Source organism: Streptomyces sp. NPDC058401 (genome assembly GCF_042722885.1).
GTDB lineage: Bacteria > Actinomycetota > Actinomycetes > Streptomycetales > Streptomycetaceae > Streptomyces.
The window spans coordinates 1-17,210 of the sequence record NZ_JBHXKA010000157.1 but is presented as its reverse complement, the minus strand read 5'-3'; the positions used below and the strand labels follow the sequence as shown (position 1 = coordinate 17,210).

The window sequence follows — 17,210 nt, the reverse complement described above, 5'->3', positions numbered from 1 at the left end:
GCCCCGCCTCGCCCCCGCCGCCGGGGGGGGGGGGGGCCGAGTGCGGGCCGGCCACGTGGGACGCGCTGACTCTGAGCGCGCCCGGCGCGCCCCCCCGCCGCCCCGCGCCCCCCCCGCGGCGCGCGCCACATTCCCCGTCCCCGCCGCGGTGTACGAGCTGGCCGCCGCCGAGCTGCGGGGCGCCGAGGCCCTGGACGCCATGTCCCGCGCCGGCGACCGCCTCCTCGCCGAGGAACACCACCCGCTGATGCGGCTCCAGGCCGTCGCCGCGGCCGCCTCCCTGGACGACCGCCCCTTCGCCGCCGTCGTCCGCCGCTCCTGGTCCGACCTGTGGGACCTGGTCCACGCCCGCTCCGGAGCCGCCCCGAACGAAGTCACGGCCTTCTTCGCCCACGAAGCCCTGGCCACCACGAAAGCCGCCATCACCCCGCCGCCCCCGCACTAGGCCGTCTCTTTCGGATCTTGCCGCCCCCAGCCACCCGAGACCCTCGTCACCCCGGCCCCGACGCCCGCGTCCACATCCCGGGTACGACGAAAGAGCCCCCGCTCCGGATTTCTCCGGAGCGGGGGCTCTTCGATCTGTGCGCGAGGGGGGATTTGAACCCCCACGTCCCGAAGGACACTGGCACCTGAAGCCAGCGCGTCTGCCGTTCCGCCACTCGCGCAAAGTGACTACCAGCGGTTCTTCCCTTGCGGGCCGTTCCCCTGGCGACATCGGAACATTAGCACGTCGCAGGGGCTGGATTCACATCGCTTTTCGTGCTCTCCCGGCACCCTCCGACGACCGCCCCTCCCGCACTCGGCCGCCGGTGCGGGACACTGTCCTCGGGGCGCCCCTACGATCGCTTGTGAGGACCAACACTCATGCGCACGTGACCGATGGGGAACCACCCGAATCCGCCACGCGTGGATACGATCAGTAAGCAGTACAGGGCGACAACGACGGAGGAGGTGCCCCATGGGAGTCCTGAAGCGGTTCGAGCAGCGACTCGAAGGTCTGGTGAACGGCACCTTCGCCAAGGTGTTCAAGTCCGAGGTCCAGCCGGTGGAGATCGCCGGCGCCCTCCAGCGGGAGTGCGACAACAACGCCACCATCTGGAACCGCGAGCGGACCGTCGTCCCCAACGACTTCATCGTGGAGCTGAGCACGGGCGACTACGAGCGCCTGAGCCCCTACTCGGGCCAGCTCGGCGACGAGCTCGCGGGCCTCGTCCGCGACTACGCCAAGCAGCAGCGCTACAGCTTCATGGGCCCCATCAAGGTCCAGCTGGAGAAGGCCGACGACCTGGACACCGGGCTCTACCGGGTCCGCAGCCGCACGCTCGCCGCCAGCACCTCCCAGTCCCCCGGCCAGCCCGGCCAGGGCCAGGGACAGGGCCACCAGGCCCCCCCGGCCCAGCCCGGCGGCTACGGGTACCCCCCGGCCTCCGCGCCGCCGATGCCCGCAGGACCGCCCCCGGGCGGCCCCGGCGCACGCCGGCCGAACCCCGGGACACCGGGCGGACCGGCCCCCGTACCTTCCGGCGGCGCCGTCCGGCGCCACTGGATCGAGATCAACGGCACCCGCCACCAGATCTCGCGCCCTACGCTCGTACTCGGCCGGAGCACCGAGGCCGATGTGCGGATCGACGACCCCGGCGTATCGCGCCGGCACTGTGAGATCCGGACCGGAACGCCCTCGACGATCCAGGATCTCGGGTCCACCAACGGCATCGTGGTGGACGGGCAGCACACCACCCGCGCTACGCTCCGCGACGGTTCGCGGATCGTCGTGGGCAGCACCACCATCATTTACCGGCAAGCCGAAGGGTGAAGCGGGGGCAATGTCAGAGCTGACCCTGACGGTCATGCGGTTGGGTTTCCTGGCCGTTCTGTGGCTGTTCGTCATCGTGGCCGTTCAGGTCATCCGCAGCGATCTCTTCGGTACGAGAGTGACGCAGCGCGGTTCCCGACGCGGCGGGGGCGCTTCCGGCGCCCCCGCGCAGCAGCAGGGCCGCCAGGCCGCTGCTCCACCGCAGCAGCGCCAGCGCCGCGGTGCGCCGACCAAACTCGTCGTCTCCGAGGGCACCCTCACGGGCACCACGGTGGCCCTCGCGGGCCAGACGATCACCTTGGGCCGGGCCCACGACTCCACGATCGTGCTGGACGACGACTACGCCTCCAGCAGGCATGCCAGGATCTACCCCGACCGTGACGGTCAGTGGATCGTCGAGGATCTCGGGTCCACCAACGGCACGTATCTCGACCGGACCCGGCTGACCACCCCGACGCCCATTCCGCCGGGCGCCCCGATCCGCATCGGCAAGACCGTCATCGAGCTGCGGAAGTAGTACGAGAATGAGCGAGCGGAGCGAGCGAGCCGCAGCGGTCCGTCCCACCGGGGACACGGACCCGAGCGCGCTCCAGGCCGGAGGGTGGGCAGTGTGGCTCGAGACCGGTTGTACCCCGAGGCAGCATCAGCGTCGACAGGGCAGGTGCGCATGAGTCTGTCCCTGCGGTTCGCCGCCGGATCGCACAAGGGCATGATCCGGGAGGGCAACGAGGACTCCGGCTACGCCGGTCCCCGCCTCCTCGCGATCGCCGACGGCATGGGCGGCCAGGCCGCCGGCGAGGTCGCCAGCTCCGAGGTGATCTCCGCCCTCGTGCAGCTCGACGACGACGTCCCGGGCTCCGACATGCTCACCGCGCTCAGCACCGCGGTGCAGCGCGCCAACGACCAGTTGCGCGTCATGGTCGAGGAGGACCCCCAGCTGGAGGGCATGGGCACCACGCTCACCGCCCTGCTCTGGACGGGCCAGCGCCTCGGCCTGGTCCACGTCGGCGACTCCCGCGCCTACCTGCTCCGCGACGGCGTCCTCACGCAGATCACCCAGGACCACACCTGGGTGCAGCGCCTCGTCGACGAGGGCCGGATCACCGAAGAGGAAGCCACCACCCACCCGCAGCGCTCCCTGCTGATGCGGGCCCTGGGCAGCGGCGACATCGTGGAGCCCGACCTCTCCATCCGCGAGGTCCGGGTCGGCGACCGCTACCTGATCTGCTCCGACGGGCTCTCCGGCGTGGTCTCCCACCAGACCCTGGAGGAGACCCTCGCCGACTACCACGGCCCCCGCGAGACCGTGGCCTCCCTCATCCAGCTCGCGCTGCGCGGCGGCGGCCCCGACAACATCACCTGCATCGTGGCCGACGTCCTCGACACCGACAGCGGCGACACCCTGGCCGCGCAGGTCAACGACACCCCGGTCGTCGTCGGCGCGGTCGCCGAGAACCAGCACCACCAGCTCTTCGACGGCGGCAACGCCATGCAGACGCCGGCCGGCCGCGCCTCCGGGCTCGGCCGCCAGAGTCCCCCGCCCGCCGGCGCCTTCGGCCCTCCCGGCAGCGGCGAGGCCCCCGGCTACGGCGGTTACGGCGCCCAGGGACAGGGCGGCGGAGCCGACGCGTACGGCAGCTTCGGCGAACCCGACCCGTACGAAGGGGACTCCGGGTACGAGGACACGTACGACCACCCCCGCAGGCGCCGCGCCAAGGGCCGCAAGTGGACGACGCGCACGCTGACGCTGCTCGTGGTCCTCGGTGTCATCGGCGGCGGCCTGTACGCGGGCTACCGCTGGACCCAGACTCAGTTCTACGTCGGGGTCAAGGACGAGCACGTCGCGCTCTTCCGCGGGATCAGCCAGAAGCTGGGGCCGCTGGAGCTCTCCAAGGTGGAGACCGACCGCCCCGACATCGAACTGAAGTACCTGCCGCCCTTCAAGCGCAAGCAGGTCGTGGAGACGATCAGCGAGAGCAGCCTTGACGGCGCGCGCACGAAGATCGACGATCTCGGCACCCAGACCTCCGCGTGCAAGAAGGACGAGGAGCGGCGTGCCGCCGAGGCCGCGGGCAACCAAACACCCGGCCCCGAGCTGACTGCCGCCGAGCAGCAGGTCGTCGGCCTGTGCGAGAAGCAGTAGACATACGCGGGCACAGGGGGCCCGCCACACCATGAGCGTTGTCACCAACACGACCACCATCGGCGCCATCGAGGCGCCGAGCCGGCGGAACACCGAGCTCCTGCTGCTCGCCTTCGCCGTGGTCATCCCGATCTTCGCCTACGCCAACGCGGGCCTGTCGCTCCACGGGAAGCTGCCCCCGGGCATGCTCACCTACGGGCTCGGCCTCGGCGTCCTGGCGGGCATCGCGCACTTCGTCGTCCGGCGCTACGCCAAGTACGCCGACCCGCTGCTGCTGCCGATCGCCACGCTCCTCAACGGGCTCGGCCTCGTCCTGATCTGGCGCCTGGACCAGTCCGAGCGCCTCCAGAACCTGGCGAAGCGCTCCTTCGGCACCTTCTCCGAGTCCGCGCCCCGGCAGATGATGTACACGGCGCTCGCCATCGCCCTGTTCGCCGGCGTGCTGCTGGTCCTCAAGGACCACCGCGTGCTCCAGCGGTTCACGTACATCTCCATGGCCGCCTCGCTCGTGCTGCTGATCCTGCCCGTGATCCCGGGTCTGGGAGCCGACGTCTTCGGCGCCAAGATCTGGATCAGCGTCGGCGGGTTCTCCATCCAGCCCGGCGAGTTCGCGAAGATCGTCATCGCCGTCTTCTTCGCCGGCTACCTCATGGTCAAGCGCGACGCCCTCGCACTCGCCAGCCGCCGCTTCATGGGCCTCTACCTGCCGCGCGGCCGCGACCTCGGCCCGATCCTGATGATCTGGGCGATGAGCCTGCTCGTCCTGGTCTTCGAGAACGACCTCGGCACCTCGCTGCTCTTCTTCGGCATGTTCGTGATCATGCTGTACGTGGCCACCGAGCGGACGAGCTGGATCGTCATCGGCCTGCTCATGAGCGTGGGCGGAGCCACCGTCGTCGGCGCCACCGCCAGCCACGTCAAGGCCCGCGTCACCGCCTGGCTCGACCCCTTCGCCTGCTACACCAAGTCCGGCGCCTGCGAGCAGGTCGGCCAGTCGATCATGAGCTTCGGCTCCGGCGGAGTGCTCGGCACCGGCTGGGGACAGGGCAACTCCGACCTCATCGGCTTCGCCGCCAACTCCGACTTCATCTTCTCCACCGTCGGCGAAGAGCTCGGGCTCGCCGGGGTCATGGCCTTCCTCCTGCTCTACGGCCTGATCATCGAGCGGGGCGTGCGCACCGCCCTCGCCGCCCGCGACCCCTTCGGCAAGCTCTTCGCGATCGGCCTCTCCGGCGCCTTCGCCCTCCAGATCTTCGTGGTCGCCGGCGGAGTCATGGGCCTCATCCCCCTGACCGGCATGACCATGCCCTTCCTCGCGTCCGGCGGCTCGTCCGTCCTCGCGAACTGGATCCTCATCGCCATCCTCATCCGGATCAGCGACACCGCACGCCGCCCTGCCCCGGCCCCGGCACCGTCCCCCGACTCCGAGATGACCCAGGTGGTCCGCCCGTCATGAACAAGCCCCTGCGCCGCATCTCGATCTTCTGCGGGCTGCTCGTCCTGGCACTGCTCGTGCGGACCAACTGGCTCCAGTACGTCAAGGCCGAAGAGCTGAGCACCCGCAAGGAGAACCGCCGGGTCCAGATCGCCCAGTACGCCACCGAGCGCGGCAACATCATCGTCGAGGGCAAGCCGGTCACCGGCTCCGCCGTCACCGACGGCAGCGACTACAAGTTCAAGCGGACCTACGAGAACGGCCCGCTCTGGGCCCCCGTCACCGGCTACGCCTCGCAGGCCTTCGGCTCCACCCAGCTCGAATCCCTCGAGGACGGCATCCTCACCGGCAACGACGACCGGCTCTTCTTCGACCGCACCATCGGCATGTTCACCGGCGAGAAGAAGGCCGGCGGCAACGTCGTCACGACGCTGAACGCCGCCGCGCAGGAGGCCGCGTTCAAGCAGCTCGGCTCCAAGAAGGGCGCCGTCGCCGCGATCGACCCGCGCACCGGGGCCATCCTCGCCCTGGTCAGCACCCCCTCGTACGACCCCACCTCCTTCGCCGGCAACTCCAAGACCGACGAGAAGGCCTGGGTCGAGCTCAAGGACAGCGAGGACAAGAAGCTGGTCAACCGCGCCCTGCGCGAGACCTACCCGCCCGGCTCCACCTTCAAGGTGGTCACCGCGGCCGCCGCCCTGGAGAACGGCGTCGTCACGGACATCAACGCGCCGACCGACACCGAGGACCCGTACATCCTGCCGGGCACCAAGACCGAGATGGTCAACCACGCCCCGAACTGCGGCAAGGCCACCCTCAACTACGCCCTCCAGGTCTCCTGCAACTCCGTCTTCGCCAACATGGGCAACAAGGTGGGGCGGGACAACATGGTGAAGACCGCCGAGAAGTTCGGCTTCAACAACGACAAGATCGACACCCCGGTCCGCGCCTTCGCCAGCGTCTACGACAAGACCATGGGCAAGGACGGCAACGCCCTCAGCTCCATCGGCCAGTTCAACACCGCGGCCACCCCGCTCCAGATGGCCATGGTCACCGCCGCCATCGCCAACAACGGCAAGCTGATGAAGCCGTACATGGTCGACCAGCTGCAGTCGCCCAACGTCGACGTCATCGAGAAGCACGAACCGCAGGAAATGAGCCGGCCCCTCTCCCCCCAGAACGCGGAGAAGATCCGGGCCATGATGGTCAACGTCGTCGAGAAGGGCACCGGCACCACCGCCCAGATCAAGGGCACCGTCGTCGGCGGCAAGACCGGCACCGCCCAGCACGGCGAGGGCAACAAGAAGCGCCCGTACGCCTGGTTCATCTCCTACGCCCAGAACCCCGACGGCAGCTCGCCGGTCGCCGTCGCCGTCGTCATCGAGGACAGCAGCGCCGACCGCGAGGACATCTCCGGCGCCGGCCTCGCCGCCCCCGTGGCCAGGGCCGTCATGCAGGCCGTCCTCAAGAGCAACAAGGGGTGACGGGCGGGGCCGAGCGCCACGCGAGAGCCGCAAGGGGCACACAGATGTGATCCGGGTCACCGTTCCCGCCCGGATCCGAGCGTACGGTACCGGTCCGGTATCAGCCTGTGGTCACGAACCGATCACCGACGATCGGCCGGTAGCCTTTGCGCGAACAGCACACCGCCGGACCACACACGGGTGCGGTCGGGACTGACGGAGAGGGCTGCACGTTATGGAAGAGCCGCGTCGCCTCGGCGGCCGGTACGAGCTGAGCCACGTGCTCGGCCGTGGTGGCATGGCCGAGGTCTACCTCGCCCACGACACCCGGCTCGGCCGTACCGTCGCCGTCAAGACCCTGCGCGCCGATCTCGCCCGCGACCCGTCCTTCCAGGCCAGGTTCCGCCGCGAGGCCCAGTCGGCCGCGTCGCTGAACCACCCGGCGATCGTCGCCGTGTACGACACCGGCGAGGACTACGTCGACAACATCTCCATCCCGTACATCGTGATGGAGTACGTCGACGGCTCGACCCTGCGCGAGCTCCTGCACTCCGGCCGCAAGCTGCTGCCCGAGCGCACCCTGGAGATGTGCATCGGCATCCTCCAGGCGCTGGAGTACTCGCACCGCGCCGGCATCGTGCACCGCGACATCAAGCCCGCCAACGTCATGCTGACCCGCTCCGGCCAGGTCAAGGTCATGGACTTCGGCATCGCCCGCGCCATGGGCGACTCCGGCATGACCATGACGCAGACCGCCGCCGTCATCGGCACCGCCCAGTACCTCTCCCCGGAGCAGGCCCGCGGCGAGCAGGTCGACGCGCGCTCCGACCTCTACTCGGCCGGCTGCCTGCTGTACGAGCTCCTCGCCGTCCGGCCGCCGTTCATCGGCGACTCCCCGGTCGCCGTCGCCTACCAGCACGTACGGGAAGAGCCCCAGCCCCCGTCGAACTTCGACTCCGAGATCACGCCCGAGATGGACGCGATCGTGTTGAAGGCTCTGGTCAAGGACGCCGACTACCGCTACCAGTCCGCCGACGAGATGCGCGCCGACATCGAGGCCTGCCTCGACGGCCAGCCCGTCGCCGCCACCGCCTCCATGGGCGTCGCCGGCTACGGCTACCCCGACCAGGGCAACGGCTACGGACACCAGGGCTACGACCAGCCCACCACCGCCCTGCGCACCGCCGACCCGAACCAGACCTCCATGCTCCCGCCGATGCCCCCGGGCGACGGCGGCTACGGGAACAACGGCTACCAGGACCCGAACGGCTACGACCAGAGCGGCCGCGGCCGGCGTCCGCAGAAGAAGAGCAAGGCCTCCACGATCCTGCTGGTCACCGCCGGCATCCTCGTGCTGGTCGGCGCGATCCTGATCGGGCGCTCCCTCTTCAGCACCACCGCCGACAACCGCCCCGCGGTCCCCAAGCTCATCGGCGAAACCCTCGAAGCGGCCAAGTCGAACGCCACCAACGTCGGCCTCGTCGTCGAGCAGGAGGGGGAGATGGCCTGCGACGCCGCCCCCAAGGGCAGCGTCTGCGAGCAGAACCCCGCCGAGGGCACCAAGGTCGCCAAGAACTCCGTGGTCAAGGTGAAGGTCTCCACGGGCGCGCCCAAGGTCCTCGTCCCGAACGTCATCAACCTGGCGATCGCCGACGCGGAGAAGGCGCTCCAGGAAAAGGGCTTCCAGATCGAGAAGAAGGTCGTCGAGTCCGAGCGGCCCGCGGGCACCGTCATCGACCAGGCACCGAAGAACGGCGAGGCCGAGAAGGGCTCGACGATCACGGTGACGGTGGCCAAGGAAGTCTCCAAGGTGACCGTCCCGGACCTGACCGGCAAGACCCAGGCCGACGCCTCGAAGGCCCTCCAGGCCCTCAAGCTGAAGCTCGGCAGCGTCACGGAGGTGGACGCGGCCCCCGGCACGGCCCCCAAGACGGTCGTCAGCCAGGACCCCGGCCTCAACAGCCAGGTCGACGTCGGCTCGACGGTCAACATCTCGGTCGCCAAGCCGGTCCAGCAGCTCACGGTCCCGAACGTGGTCGGCAAGACCCTCAACCAGGCCCGGGCCGAGTTCGCCTCGAAGGGCCTGATCCTCGGATCGGTCCTGTCGGGCTCCTCGGACGGCCGCGCGAAGATCCTGAGCACGGACCCGGCCGTCGGCAGCCCGACGACCGCCGGCTCGGTCATCAACGTGACCACGATGCCGGACAACCAGCAGAACGGCGGCAACGACAACGGCGGCGGCGGCTTCATCGGCGGCCTCGGCAACTAGCCCCGCCCCCACCCCGCAGCAACGGCCCCGGCCCCCTCTCCAAGAGAGGGGGCCGGGGCCATTTCGTACGTGTCTTCATATGTACGAAATTCGTTAGCCCGGACGGGGCGGGCAGCAGAGCCCGCCCGGGGAGGGACGGGTCATGATCAACGAATCGGTGCTGCTGGAGTCCCGCACGCTGCGCACGAGCGTCCTGGAGCGGACGCAAGTGCTGGACAAGGTGAAGGCACTGTCCCTGCTGCCGGACGGGCTGCATGTCACGACGGCGATGGTGGCGGCCTATTTTGAGGTCGGTATCAAGACCCTCGAATCTGTGGTGATCGATCACCGAGACGAACTCACGGTCAACGGTTATCAGGTTTTGACAGGTCCAGAACTGACCTCCTTTAAGGAGGTCAGTGGGCTCAACACCCGAGCCGCGGCCATCGCCCTGTGGTCCCGACGAGCGGTGCTGAATGCGGGCATGCTGCTCCGAGACAGCAAAGTCGCACGTCAGGTGCGTACGTACCTCCTCGACGCCGAGACCGAGGTCCGCACACGTCCTGTGGATAACCTTGTCCACAGGGACAGTTGGGGCGAGGTCGACGAGCGGATCGACACCCGCATCACCGACGTGCTCGGCAAGACCGTCGTGCCGATGCTGAACGTCCTGATCGAGACGGCCGGCGAACAGCGGCGAGAGTTGATCTCCCTCCGGGAGGACGTCCAGCAGATCCAGATCAAGCTCGTCGAGCACGATCTCCAGCTCAGCCGCCTCCAGCATGGCCAGGACGTGCGGGCCCTCACCGGAGTCATCGGCACGATCGACGCCATGACCTGGAAGGAGTTCGAGCTGCACGTCGCCGAGCTGCTCCGGCGCGACGGGTGCACCGACGTGGAGGTGTACGGCGGGCACGGCGGCGACCGCGGGGTCGACATCACCGCCCGGACCGCCGACGGGCGGACCGTCGCCGTGCAGTGCAAGAACTTCGCGCCGTTCCGGCACGTGCTCAGCGGCGAGATGCAGAAGTTCCTCGGCTCCTCGAAGGTCCTGCACCGGGCCGACGTGGCCCTCTACGTGGCCACCTGCGCCTTCACCCGGGAGTCCCTCGCCATCGCCGCTCAGGGGGGCGTCACGGCCGTCCACAGGGGGCTTCTGGAGGCCTGGAGCGCCGGAGTACGGCTCCAGGTCTTGCGCTGACTTCGAAGACGGCGCGCCGCCTCAGCGCAGCTCCGCCGGAAGGCTGCGCTTCGCGTCGACCTTTTCCGTGCGGACGAGCTCGCCCCACACGATGTAGCGGTACTTCGAGGTGTAGACGGGCGTGCAGGTCGTCAGGGTGATGTAGCGGCCCGGGGCCGTCCTTCCCGACTCCTTGGGGACCGGGCTGATCGCGTCCACGTTGTACTTCGAGGTCTGGCTGAGCTCGGCGAAGACCTTGTACACGTACCAGGTGTCGCGGGTCTCGAAGACGACCGCGTCGCCGTTCTTCAGCTTGTCGATGTTGTGGAACTTGGCCCCGTGCCCGTCGCGGTGGGCCGCCAGCGTGAAGTTGCCGCCGGCCGGGTCCCACGGCAGGGCCGATTTCACCGGCTCCGTGTAGTACCCGGCGACCCCGTCGTTCAGGACCTCCGAGTCGGTGCCCTGCTTGACCAGCACCTCGCCGTTCTTCATCGCCGGCACGTGCAGGAAGCCGACCCCGCCCCGGGTGTCCAGCGCCCCCGGTGCCGCGGCCGTCTGCGAGGGCGGCGCCTTGTCCCACTGCTCGCGCACCGCATCCCCGCGCGCGGAGGCGTCCCGGTCCGCGAGGACGTTCGTCCACCACAGCGAGTACGCCACGAACAGCCCGAGCACCAGGCCCACCGTGATCAGGAGCTCGCCCAGCAGGCTCAGGAACCCCGCGAGGGCGCTGCGGCGCGGGGGCGGTGCGACACGTGACACTGCGGATCCTCTACGGGCTGGTCAGCTCGGGCGGAGCACCCTGGCTGCGGGGGCGTTCACCGGTCATCCTGCCCCATACGATCATCCGGTAGGTGCTGGTGAACTCCGGGGTGCAGGTGGTCAGCGTGATGTACCGGCCCGGGGAAGTGAAGCCCGATCCGACGGGCACCGGCTTGATGACCGACACGTTCGACGGCGGGGTCTGCGCGAGCTGCGAGGTCATCTCGTACGTGTAGTACGCGTCCCGCGTCTCCACCACGATCTTGTCCCCGGGCACCAGCCGGTTGATGTAGCGGAACGGTTCGCCGTGGGTGTTGCGGTGGCCCGCCAGCGCGAAGTTGCCCTGGGGATCGGCCGGCATCCCGGTGGTGAGCGGCCCGTCGCCGTAGTGGCCGACCATGCCCTTGTCGAGCACCTTCGCCTTGCTCGTCCCCTCGGCGACGGGCACCTTCACGTCGAGCTTCGGGATGTAGAGGATCGCGAAGCCCTGGCCCGGCTCGAACGCCGCCACGGGCGGGGCGGCCGCCCCCGCCGGATCGCGGTCCCAGTTCTGGAGCAGGGAGCCGGCGGCGTCGTCGGCCGTCCGGCCCGCCAGGAAGTTCGTGTACCAGAGCTGGTAGCCGACGAAGAGGAGCATCACCAGGCCCAGCGTGATGAACAGCTCCCCGGCGAGCCTGCTGACGACCACGACCGGCCCGCCCGAGGCCGGCCGCCTGCGCCGCCGGCCCCTGCCCTGGCTCCGGCCCCTGCCCCGGCCCCGCGCACGCGTGCGCTTCTCGGCCTCCTGGGCCGCCCTGCGTCGCGCTGCCCGGCCCTCGGTGGGCGCGGACGGCGCGAGCGCCGTCACGCGACGGCCTTGCCCACCACCGGGGCGAGCCCCACCGAGCGCTGCACCGCGCCCGCGTCACCGCAGCGCACCAGCCAGTTCGCGAGCATCCGGTGACCCCACTCGGTCAGCACGGACTCGGGGTGGAACTGCACTCCCTCGACGTCGTGCTCGCGGTGGCGCAGGCCCATGATGATCCCGTCCTCGGTCCGCGCCGTGACCTCCAGGGTGTCCGGGAGGGTCGGCGGCTCGGCCGCGAGGGAGTGGTAGCGGGTCGCGGTGAAGGGCGAGGGCAGTCCCTCGAAGACGCCCAGGCCCCCGTGGACCACCGGCGAGGTCTTGCCGTGCAGCAGCTCCGGAGCCCGGCCGACCACGCCGCCGTAGGCGACGGCCATCGACTGCATGCCGAGGCAGACGCCGAAGACCGGTACGCCCGTGTCCGCGCAGTGGCGGACCATGTCCACGCAGATGCCGGCCTCTTCCGGCGTGCCCGGGCCCGGGGACAGCAGGACGCCGTCGAAGCCGTCCTGGGCGTGGGCGAGCTCGACCTCGTCGTTGCGCAGCACCTCGCACTCGGCTCCGAGCTGATAGAGGTACTGGACCAGGTTGAAGACAAAGCTGTCGTAATTGTCGACAACCAGAATGCGCGCGCTCACGGAGTCGCTCCCGATCCCTCGTCCACCGTCACATCGTTGAACGGAAGCAGCGGCTCGGCCCACGGGAAGACGTACTGGAACAGCACGAACACCACCGCGAGCACCAGCACGAGGGAGATCGCGACGCGCACCCACGCGTTGCCCGGCAAATGCCGCCAGATCCAGCCGTACATGCCGCTGTGTCCTTTTCGTCCACGATCGTTCAACGCACCGCAGGGGCGGTACGTCCACAGCCTAAAGCCACCCGCCCGGCGCGGAGGGTCACCTTGGCAAACCCTCGGGCGGACCCTGCGCGAGGGTCCGCATACCGGTCAGTTCGCCCCAGACCACGAGCCGGTGGCTGTGCCCCCATTCCGGGTCGCAGGTGGTCAGCGTCAGATACCTGCCGAGCCCGCCGAAGGGCGAGCGGCTCGGCACCGGATCGACCACGCCGACCTCCGTGGGGAGGGTGCGCAGCGCCTCCGCCCGGACGGTGTACGTGTACCAGCCGGTGGCGTCCTTGAGGATCACGAGGTCGTCGGGCCGCAGCTTGGGGATGTCCTTGAAGGGGTCCCCGTACGTGCGCCGGTGGCCGGCCACCGCGAAGTTCCCGGTGCCGCCGAGCCGGGCCGTGCCGGCGTAGTGGCCCAGGCCCTTCTTCAGCAGCTCGGTGCCCGTGCCCTCCAGGACCGGCTTGTTCCAGTCGGGGCCGAAGCGCGGGACGTACATCTCGGCGAAGGCCCGGCCCGGCGGGTACGCGGCGGTCTCGGGGGCGGCCGGGGCCGCCGACGGCGCGGGCTGCGGGGCGGCCGCGGGCGCCGCGGACCAGCGGTCGCGCATGCGGGCCATCTCCCCGTCCATGGCCTGGTCGGCCTTGACCCCGGTCCACAGCAGGACGTAGGCCACGAAGAGCACGATGAGCGAGCCCGCGGTCAGGCACACCTCGCTGAACGTCCGTACCAGCAGGCGCGGTACGTCGACGCTCCGGTCACGGGGTGGCGGGCTCCAGCGGCTTCGCATAGTGGAGGTCCACTGTGCCGGAGTAGCCCGGCAGTGTCAGCGCCTTGTGCTCGTCCACTTTCCAGCCGAGCCCGTACGCGTTCACGTACAGCTGGTAGTTCTGCAGCGCCGGGGAGGCCGCGAGGGCCTTCTTCAGCGCGCCCGGGTCGCCGACGGCCGTCACCTTGTACGGGGGCGAGTACACCCGGCCCTGGAGGATCAGGGTGTTGCCCACGCAGCGCACGGCGCTGGTGGAGATCAGGCGCTGGTCCATCACCTGGATGCCCTCGGCGCCGCCCTGCCAGAGGGCGTTGACCACGGCCTGGAGGTCCTGCTGGTGGATCACCAGGTCGTTGGGCTGCGGCTCGGGCACGTTGGGGATGCGGGCCGTGGCGTTCGGGGGCGCGTCGTTCAGGGTGACCGTCACGGCCTTGCCGGTGAGCTCCTCGGTGCCGGAGGCGGCGCGCAGGGCGGCCAGCTTGGCGTCCTCGGCCCTGGTGCTCCCGTTGTCGCGGTCGGCGAGGGCGTCGACCTGGTCGCGGGCGGCGGCGGTGCTCTTCTCCAGCTCCAGATTGCTCTGGCTGCGCTCGTGGATCAGGTCGGACAGCTTGAGGAGCGAGGCATCCGTCCGGATGTTCGTACCCTTGGAGGTGTTGAAGCTGGTGACGAAGATCAAGCCGGCCAGGGCGAAAACGGCGGCCGTGAGCAGCCGGACCGGTCTGGCACGGCGACGGGGACCCGCGGAGGAGTCGTCGGAATTGCTCAACGTACCCTTCTCCTTCAACGCCACAGGTCCACTACGCTAACGGACGCCCGGGGCAGGCCAGGTCCCCAGCCCATCGACAGGAGAGCCCCTCGTGCCGAAGTCACGTATCCGCAAGAAGGACGACTACACGCCGCCCCCCACGCGGACGCCGCAGTCGATCAAGCTGACGAACCGCAACTGGGTCGCCCCGGTCATGCTGGCGTTCTTCTTGGTCGGTCTGGCATGGATCGTCGTTTTCTATCTGTCCGAGACCCAGCTTCCGGTCGAAGCCCTCGGAAATTGGAACATTGTGGTCGGATTCGGCTTCATTGCGGCAGGATTCGGCGTCTCCACGCAGTGGAAGTAGCCCGGCTCCGCAAGCTCTCCCCATGAGTTATCCACAGCGTCATCCACACCTGAGGAAAAGACAGAAGATCTGTGGATAACTCTGTGGAGAGTTGACGCCGGTGTGATCAGGTGAGTGCCGAAAGTTCGGCGGTCCGGATCACGATCAGGGCTGTGGCCAGCAGGAACACCGCCACACAGGTGCCCCACTGGATGAATGTGCGATTCCGCGCGCCCATGTCCTTCGTGGGCCACAGGAAGCCCGCCGCGACCAGTGCACCGGTGATCAGACCACCGATATGGGCCTGCCAGGACACGTTCAGCCCTGGTGCGAAGGTGAGCACCAGCATGAACACCGCCATGGTGATCAGCGGGCGCATTTCGTACCGCATCCGGCGGGCCAGCACCACGGTGGCGCCGAGCACGCCGAAGACGGCGCCGGAGGCTCCGAGGGTCGGGACGTTCTCCGGGGTCAGCAGGTAGACCACGGCGCTGCCGCCCAGGGCCGACAGCAGGTACACGGCGAGGTACCTGGCACGGCCGAGCGCCTGCTCCAGCGGTCCGCCGATGTACCACAGGGCGAGCATGTTGCCGAAGATGTGCCACAGCTTGACGTGCAGGAAGGCCGAGCTCAGCAGCCGGTAGTACTCGCCGGTGGAGACCCCTTCGACCGGACCGCCCACCTGTTCCCAGTACCGGCCGATCAGCTCCAGCTGGATCGCCATCGCGGGGAAGAGGAAGGTCGCCAGGAAGAAGGCGACGTTGATCCCGATCAGGATCTTGGTGACCAGGTACGGATCGGCGGTGACCACCCCGCCCGCGATCGTGCGCGGAGCGTTGGCCGCGGCCCCGTGGCCCGTTCCCGAGCCGCCACGGACGCACTCGGGGCACTGGAAGCCGACCGAGGCGCTGATCATGCACTCGGGGCAGATGGGCCGCTCACAGCGCGTACAACTGATCCCGGTCTCGCGGTCCGGGTGCCGGTAGCAGCCCGGAATACGGTCGGTGTCCATCGGGCCCCTCGGTCGGCGGAGAACGCGGCGGCGGGACGGCGGATCCGCCCGCGCCCGTCCGGTACGTATCGAGGACGGACGGGCGGGGCCGAAAGGTTCCCCTGCGGTCAGCCGCGCTTCTCGATGACGACCGACTGGATGATCACGTCGTCGAGGGGGCGTTCGGTGCGCGGGTTGGTGGGAGCTGCGGCGATGGCGTCGACGATCTTCTGGCTGGCCTTGCCGGCGATCTCGCCGAAGATGGTGTGCTTGCGCGTCAGCCAGGCGGTGGGGGCGACGGTGATGAAGAACTGCGAGCCGTTGGTGCCCGGGCCGGCGTTCGCCATCGCGAGCAGGTAGGGCTTGGTGAAGGCCAGGTCGGGGTGGAACTCGTCGGCGAACTGGTAGCCGGGGCCGCCGGTGCCGTTGCCCAGCGGGTCGCCGCCCTGGATCATGAACCCGCTGATGACGCGGTGGAAGACGGTGCCGTCGTAGAGCGGGTCCGTGGTCTTCTGGCCGTCCGTGGGCCGCGTCCACTCGCGCTCACCGGTGGCGAGTTCGACGAAGTTCCGCACGGTCTTCGGGGCGAAGTTCGGCAGGAGCTCGATCTCGATGTCCCCGTGGTTCGTCTTCAGGGTGGCGTAGAGCTTCTCGGCCACGGATCTGCCTTCCATAGTCTTCACTGTCGGTTTCAGATCCTCCCATGGAGGGCTGCACCGGACGGAAATCGTCCACTCGTATGCCCTGTCACGCATGCCGGTCGACGGTATGGGAGGCATGATCCGACAAAGGGTGGAAAGGTGAACTGTGTCCGCCACCGAGGAGGAGGATCCCGTGACCCGCAAGGAAAGCGTGCGCCTGGCAGCATCAAGTGCCAGGGATACGGCGCGGCACGCAGCGGAAGTGGTGGCGCCGTACGCGGAATCCGCCAAGCACGCTGCGGTGCATTACGCCCACGAAGCAAATGAGCTGATCGCGCCGAAGGTGTCTTACGCGGCCGGCGAGGCTGCCAAACAAGCCCGCCAGACGTACGGCTGCCACGTACAGCCCCGGATCAAGTCGGCGCGCGCACACGTGCCGCCGAATGTCGACCGGGCGGCGTCCAATGCCGTGAAGCAGACCCGCCTGGCGGCCCGTAGCGCCGTGGACTACACGCAGCCGCGGCTGGAGAGCGCCCTCGCGGCGGCCCAGCCGGTGGCCGAGGAGGCCGCATCCCGGTCGACGGCGGCGCTGGCGGCGCTGCGCGGCCAGGTATCGGCCAAGGAGGTCCAGAAGCTCGTACGGCGCCACGAGCGGCGTGCGCGCTGCGGCCGCCTGTTCAAGGGCGTGGCGGTGGTCGGCGTGCTGGCCGGCGGCGCCTACGCCGCGTGGAAGTGGTGGGACCAGCAGTCGAACCCGGACTGGCTCGTCGAGCCGCCGGCCGCGACCGAGCTGTCGGCCAGGGAGGAGGAGGCTCCGGCCCCCTTCGACGAGGAGCTGGCGGCTAAGGAAGCCGAGGCCAAGGAGCACGTGTCCAGCCTGGAGGCGGAGGCGGAGGCCGCGCAGGAGCGGATCGACGCCGAGGACGCGAAGCGCAAGCACCGCTGAGGAAACGCGCCAAGAGAGCAAGGGAGTGGGGCCCGGATCC

Annotated in this window: 17 protein-coding genes, 1 tRNA gene and 1 pseudogene; 10 read left to right on the top strand and 9 right to left on the bottom strand. The window is 69.5% G+C overall.

The window, feature by feature from the left end; translation table 11 throughout:
* Positions 1-148 precede the first annotated feature (148 nt).
* Complete coding sequence (locus ACFWNV_RS34950; protein ID WP_383954896.1) at positions 149-445, top strand: hypothetical protein; 297 nt, start codon at positions 149-151, stop codon at positions 443-445.
* A 137-nt stretch (positions 446-582) separates the two neighbouring features.
* Here the strand turns inward: ACFWNV_RS34950 and ACFWNV_RS34945 are convergent.
* Positions 583-665, bottom strand: a tRNA-Leu gene (locus ACFWNV_RS34945).
* A 293-nt stretch (positions 666-958) separates the two neighbouring features.
* On the opposite strand from ACFWNV_RS34945, the gene ACFWNV_RS34940 reads away from it, so the two are divergent.
* The 7 genes from ACFWNV_RS34940 to ACFWNV_RS34910 all read left to right on the top strand — a co-directional run bounded on the left by ACFWNV_RS34940 (position 959) and on the right by ACFWNV_RS34910 (position 10,303).
* Positions 959-1,813 carry an FhaA domain-containing protein gene (locus ACFWNV_RS34940; RefSeq protein ID WP_383954894.1) on the top strand — a complete coding sequence of 285 codons (855 nt, stop codon included), beginning with the start codon at positions 959-961 and terminating at the stop codon, positions 1,811-1,813.
* 10 nt (positions 1,814-1,823) lie between these two features.
* A complete protein-coding gene (locus tag ACFWNV_RS34935) occupies positions 1,824-2,330 on the top strand; it encodes an FHA domain-containing protein (protein WP_383954892.1) in 507 nt (168 codons plus the stop codon).
* A 93-nt stretch (positions 2,331-2,423) separates the two neighbouring features.
* Positions 2,424-3,956 (top strand): PP2C family protein-serine/threonine phosphatase, encoded by a 1,533-nt coding sequence (locus tag ACFWNV_RS34930; protein ID WP_383954890.1) that lies wholly within the window; start codon positions 2,424-2,426, stop codon positions 3,954-3,956.
* Positions 3,957-3,987: 31 nt separating this feature from the next.
* Positions 3,988-5,412 (top strand): FtsW/RodA/SpoVE family cell cycle protein, encoded by a 1,425-nt coding sequence (locus ACFWNV_RS34925; RefSeq protein WP_383954888.1) that lies wholly within the window; start codon positions 3,988-3,990, stop codon positions 5,410-5,412.
* Positions 5,409-6,875: a peptidoglycan D,D-transpeptidase FtsI family protein gene (locus tag ACFWNV_RS34920; protein WP_383954886.1), complete on the top strand. Its 1,467-nt coding sequence runs from the start codon at positions 5,409-5,411 to the stop codon at positions 6,873-6,875. The genes ACFWNV_RS34925 and ACFWNV_RS34920 overlap by 4 nt, the downstream gene beginning before the upstream one ends.
* Before the next feature lie 214 nt (positions 6,876-7,089).
* Entirely contained in the window at positions 7,090-9,123 is a 2,034-nt protein-coding gene (gene pknB / locus ACFWNV_RS34915) for a Stk1 family PASTA domain-containing Ser/Thr kinase (protein ID WP_383954884.1), read from the top strand.
* 142 nt (positions 9,124-9,265) lie between these two features.
* Positions 9,266-10,303 (top strand): restriction endonuclease, encoded by a 1,038-nt coding sequence (locus ACFWNV_RS34910; protein WP_383954882.1) that lies wholly within the window; start codon positions 9,266-9,268, stop codon positions 10,301-10,303.
* A 21-nt stretch (positions 10,304-10,324) separates the two neighbouring features.
* Here ACFWNV_RS34910 and ACFWNV_RS34905 read toward each other — a convergent pair whose 3' ends face one another.
* The 6 genes and pseudogenes from ACFWNV_RS34905 to ACFWNV_RS34880 form a co-directional block, all read right to left on the bottom strand.
* Positions 10,325-11,041, bottom strand: a complete 717-nt coding sequence (locus ACFWNV_RS34905) for a class E sortase (protein ID WP_383954880.1) — start codon at positions 11,039-11,041, stop codon at positions 10,325-10,327.
* Between the two features lie 10 nt (positions 11,042-11,051).
* Positions 11,052-11,729, bottom strand: a pseudogene (locus ACFWNV_RS34900) (class E sortase); the annotation flags it as partial.
* Positions 11,730-11,884: 155 nt separating this feature from the next.
* The gene (locus ACFWNV_RS34895; RefSeq protein WP_383954878.1) at positions 11,885-12,523 is read right to left on the bottom strand and encodes an aminodeoxychorismate/anthranilate synthase component II; all 639 of its coding nucleotides are present in this window, start codon (positions 12,521-12,523) and stop codon (positions 11,885-11,887) included.
* Positions 12,520-12,696 carry a hypothetical protein gene (locus ACFWNV_RS34890; RefSeq protein WP_383954876.1) on the bottom strand — a complete coding sequence of 59 codons (177 nt, stop codon included), beginning with the start codon at positions 12,694-12,696 and terminating at the stop codon, positions 12,520-12,522. The genes ACFWNV_RS34895 and ACFWNV_RS34890 overlap by 4 nt, the downstream gene beginning before the upstream one ends.
* Before the next feature lie 88 nt (positions 12,697-12,784).
* A complete protein-coding gene (locus ACFWNV_RS34885) occupies positions 12,785-13,522 on the bottom strand; it encodes a class E sortase (RefSeq protein WP_383954874.1) in 738 nt (245 codons plus the stop codon).
* Positions 13,491-14,267: a DUF881 domain-containing protein gene (locus ACFWNV_RS34880; RefSeq protein ID WP_383954872.1), complete on the bottom strand. Its 777-nt coding sequence runs from the start codon at positions 14,265-14,267 to the stop codon at positions 13,491-13,493. The genes ACFWNV_RS34885 and ACFWNV_RS34880 overlap by 32 nt, the downstream gene beginning before the upstream one ends.
* Positions 14,268-14,358: 91 nt before the next feature.
* Here ACFWNV_RS34880 and crgA point away from each other — a divergent pair, with 91 nt between their 5' ends.
* Entirely contained in the window at positions 14,359-14,613 is a 255-nt protein-coding gene (crgA, locus tag ACFWNV_RS34875) for a cell division protein CrgA (protein ID WP_266879329.1), read from the top strand.
* A gap of 106 nt (positions 14,614-14,719) precedes the next feature.
* Here crgA and ACFWNV_RS34870 read toward each other — a convergent pair whose 3' ends face one another.
* Together ACFWNV_RS34870 and ACFWNV_RS34865 are read right to left on the bottom strand one after the other, a co-directional pair.
* Positions 14,720-15,604, bottom strand: a complete 885-nt coding sequence (locus tag ACFWNV_RS34870; RefSeq protein ID WP_383954870.1) for a rhomboid family intramembrane serine protease — start codon at positions 15,602-15,604, stop codon at positions 14,720-14,722.
* Positions 15,605-15,711: 107 nt separating this feature from the next.
* On the bottom strand, positions 15,712-16,242 hold the full coding sequence (locus ACFWNV_RS34865; protein WP_383954898.1) for a peptidylprolyl isomerase: 531 nt from the start codon (positions 16,240-16,242) through the stop codon (positions 15,712-15,714).
* A 175-nt stretch (positions 16,243-16,417) separates the two neighbouring features.
* Between ACFWNV_RS34865 and ACFWNV_RS34860 the strand changes: the two genes are divergently transcribed.
* Positions 16,418-17,170, top strand: a complete 753-nt coding sequence (locus ACFWNV_RS34860; protein ID WP_383954868.1) for a DUF5324 family protein — start codon at positions 16,418-16,420, stop codon at positions 17,168-17,170.
* Positions 17,171-17,210: the final 40 nt, after the last annotated feature.

Excerpts from the sequence above, each read along its gene's own strand:
- ACFWNV_RS34920 (WP_383954886.1), top strand. The coding sequence starts at position 5,409 with ATGAACAAGCCCCTGCGCCGCATCTCGATCTTCTGCGGGCTGCTCGTC.
- ACFWNV_RS34885 (WP_383954874.1), bottom strand. The coding sequence starts at position 13,522 with ATGCGAAGCCGCTGGAGCCCGCCACCCCGTGACCGGAGCGTCGACGTA.
- ACFWNV_RS34890 (WP_383954876.1), bottom strand. The coding sequence starts at position 12,696 with ATGTACGGCTGGATCTGGCGGCATTTGCCGGGCAACGCGTGGGTGCGC.
- ACFWNV_RS34870 (WP_383954870.1), bottom strand. The coding sequence starts at position 15,604 with ATGGACACCGACCGTATTCCGGGCTGCTACCGGCACCCGGACCGCGAG.
- ACFWNV_RS34940 (WP_383954894.1), top strand. The coding sequence starts at position 959 with ATGGGAGTCCTGAAGCGGTTCGAGCAGCGACTCGAAGGTCTGGTGAAC.
- ACFWNV_RS34935 (WP_383954892.1), top strand. The coding sequence starts at position 1,824 with ATGTCAGAGCTGACCCTGACGGTCATGCGGTTGGGTTTCCTGGCCGTT.
- ACFWNV_RS34910 (WP_383954882.1), top strand. The coding sequence starts at position 9,266 with ATGATCAACGAATCGGTGCTGCTGGAGTCCCGCACGCTGCGCACGAGC.
- pknB (WP_383954884.1), top strand. The coding sequence starts at position 7,090 with ATGGAAGAGCCGCGTCGCCTCGGCGGCCGGTACGAGCTGAGCCACGTG.
- ACFWNV_RS34925 (WP_383954888.1), top strand. The coding sequence starts at position 3,988 with ATGAGCGTTGTCACCAACACGACCACCATCGGCGCCATCGAGGCGCCG.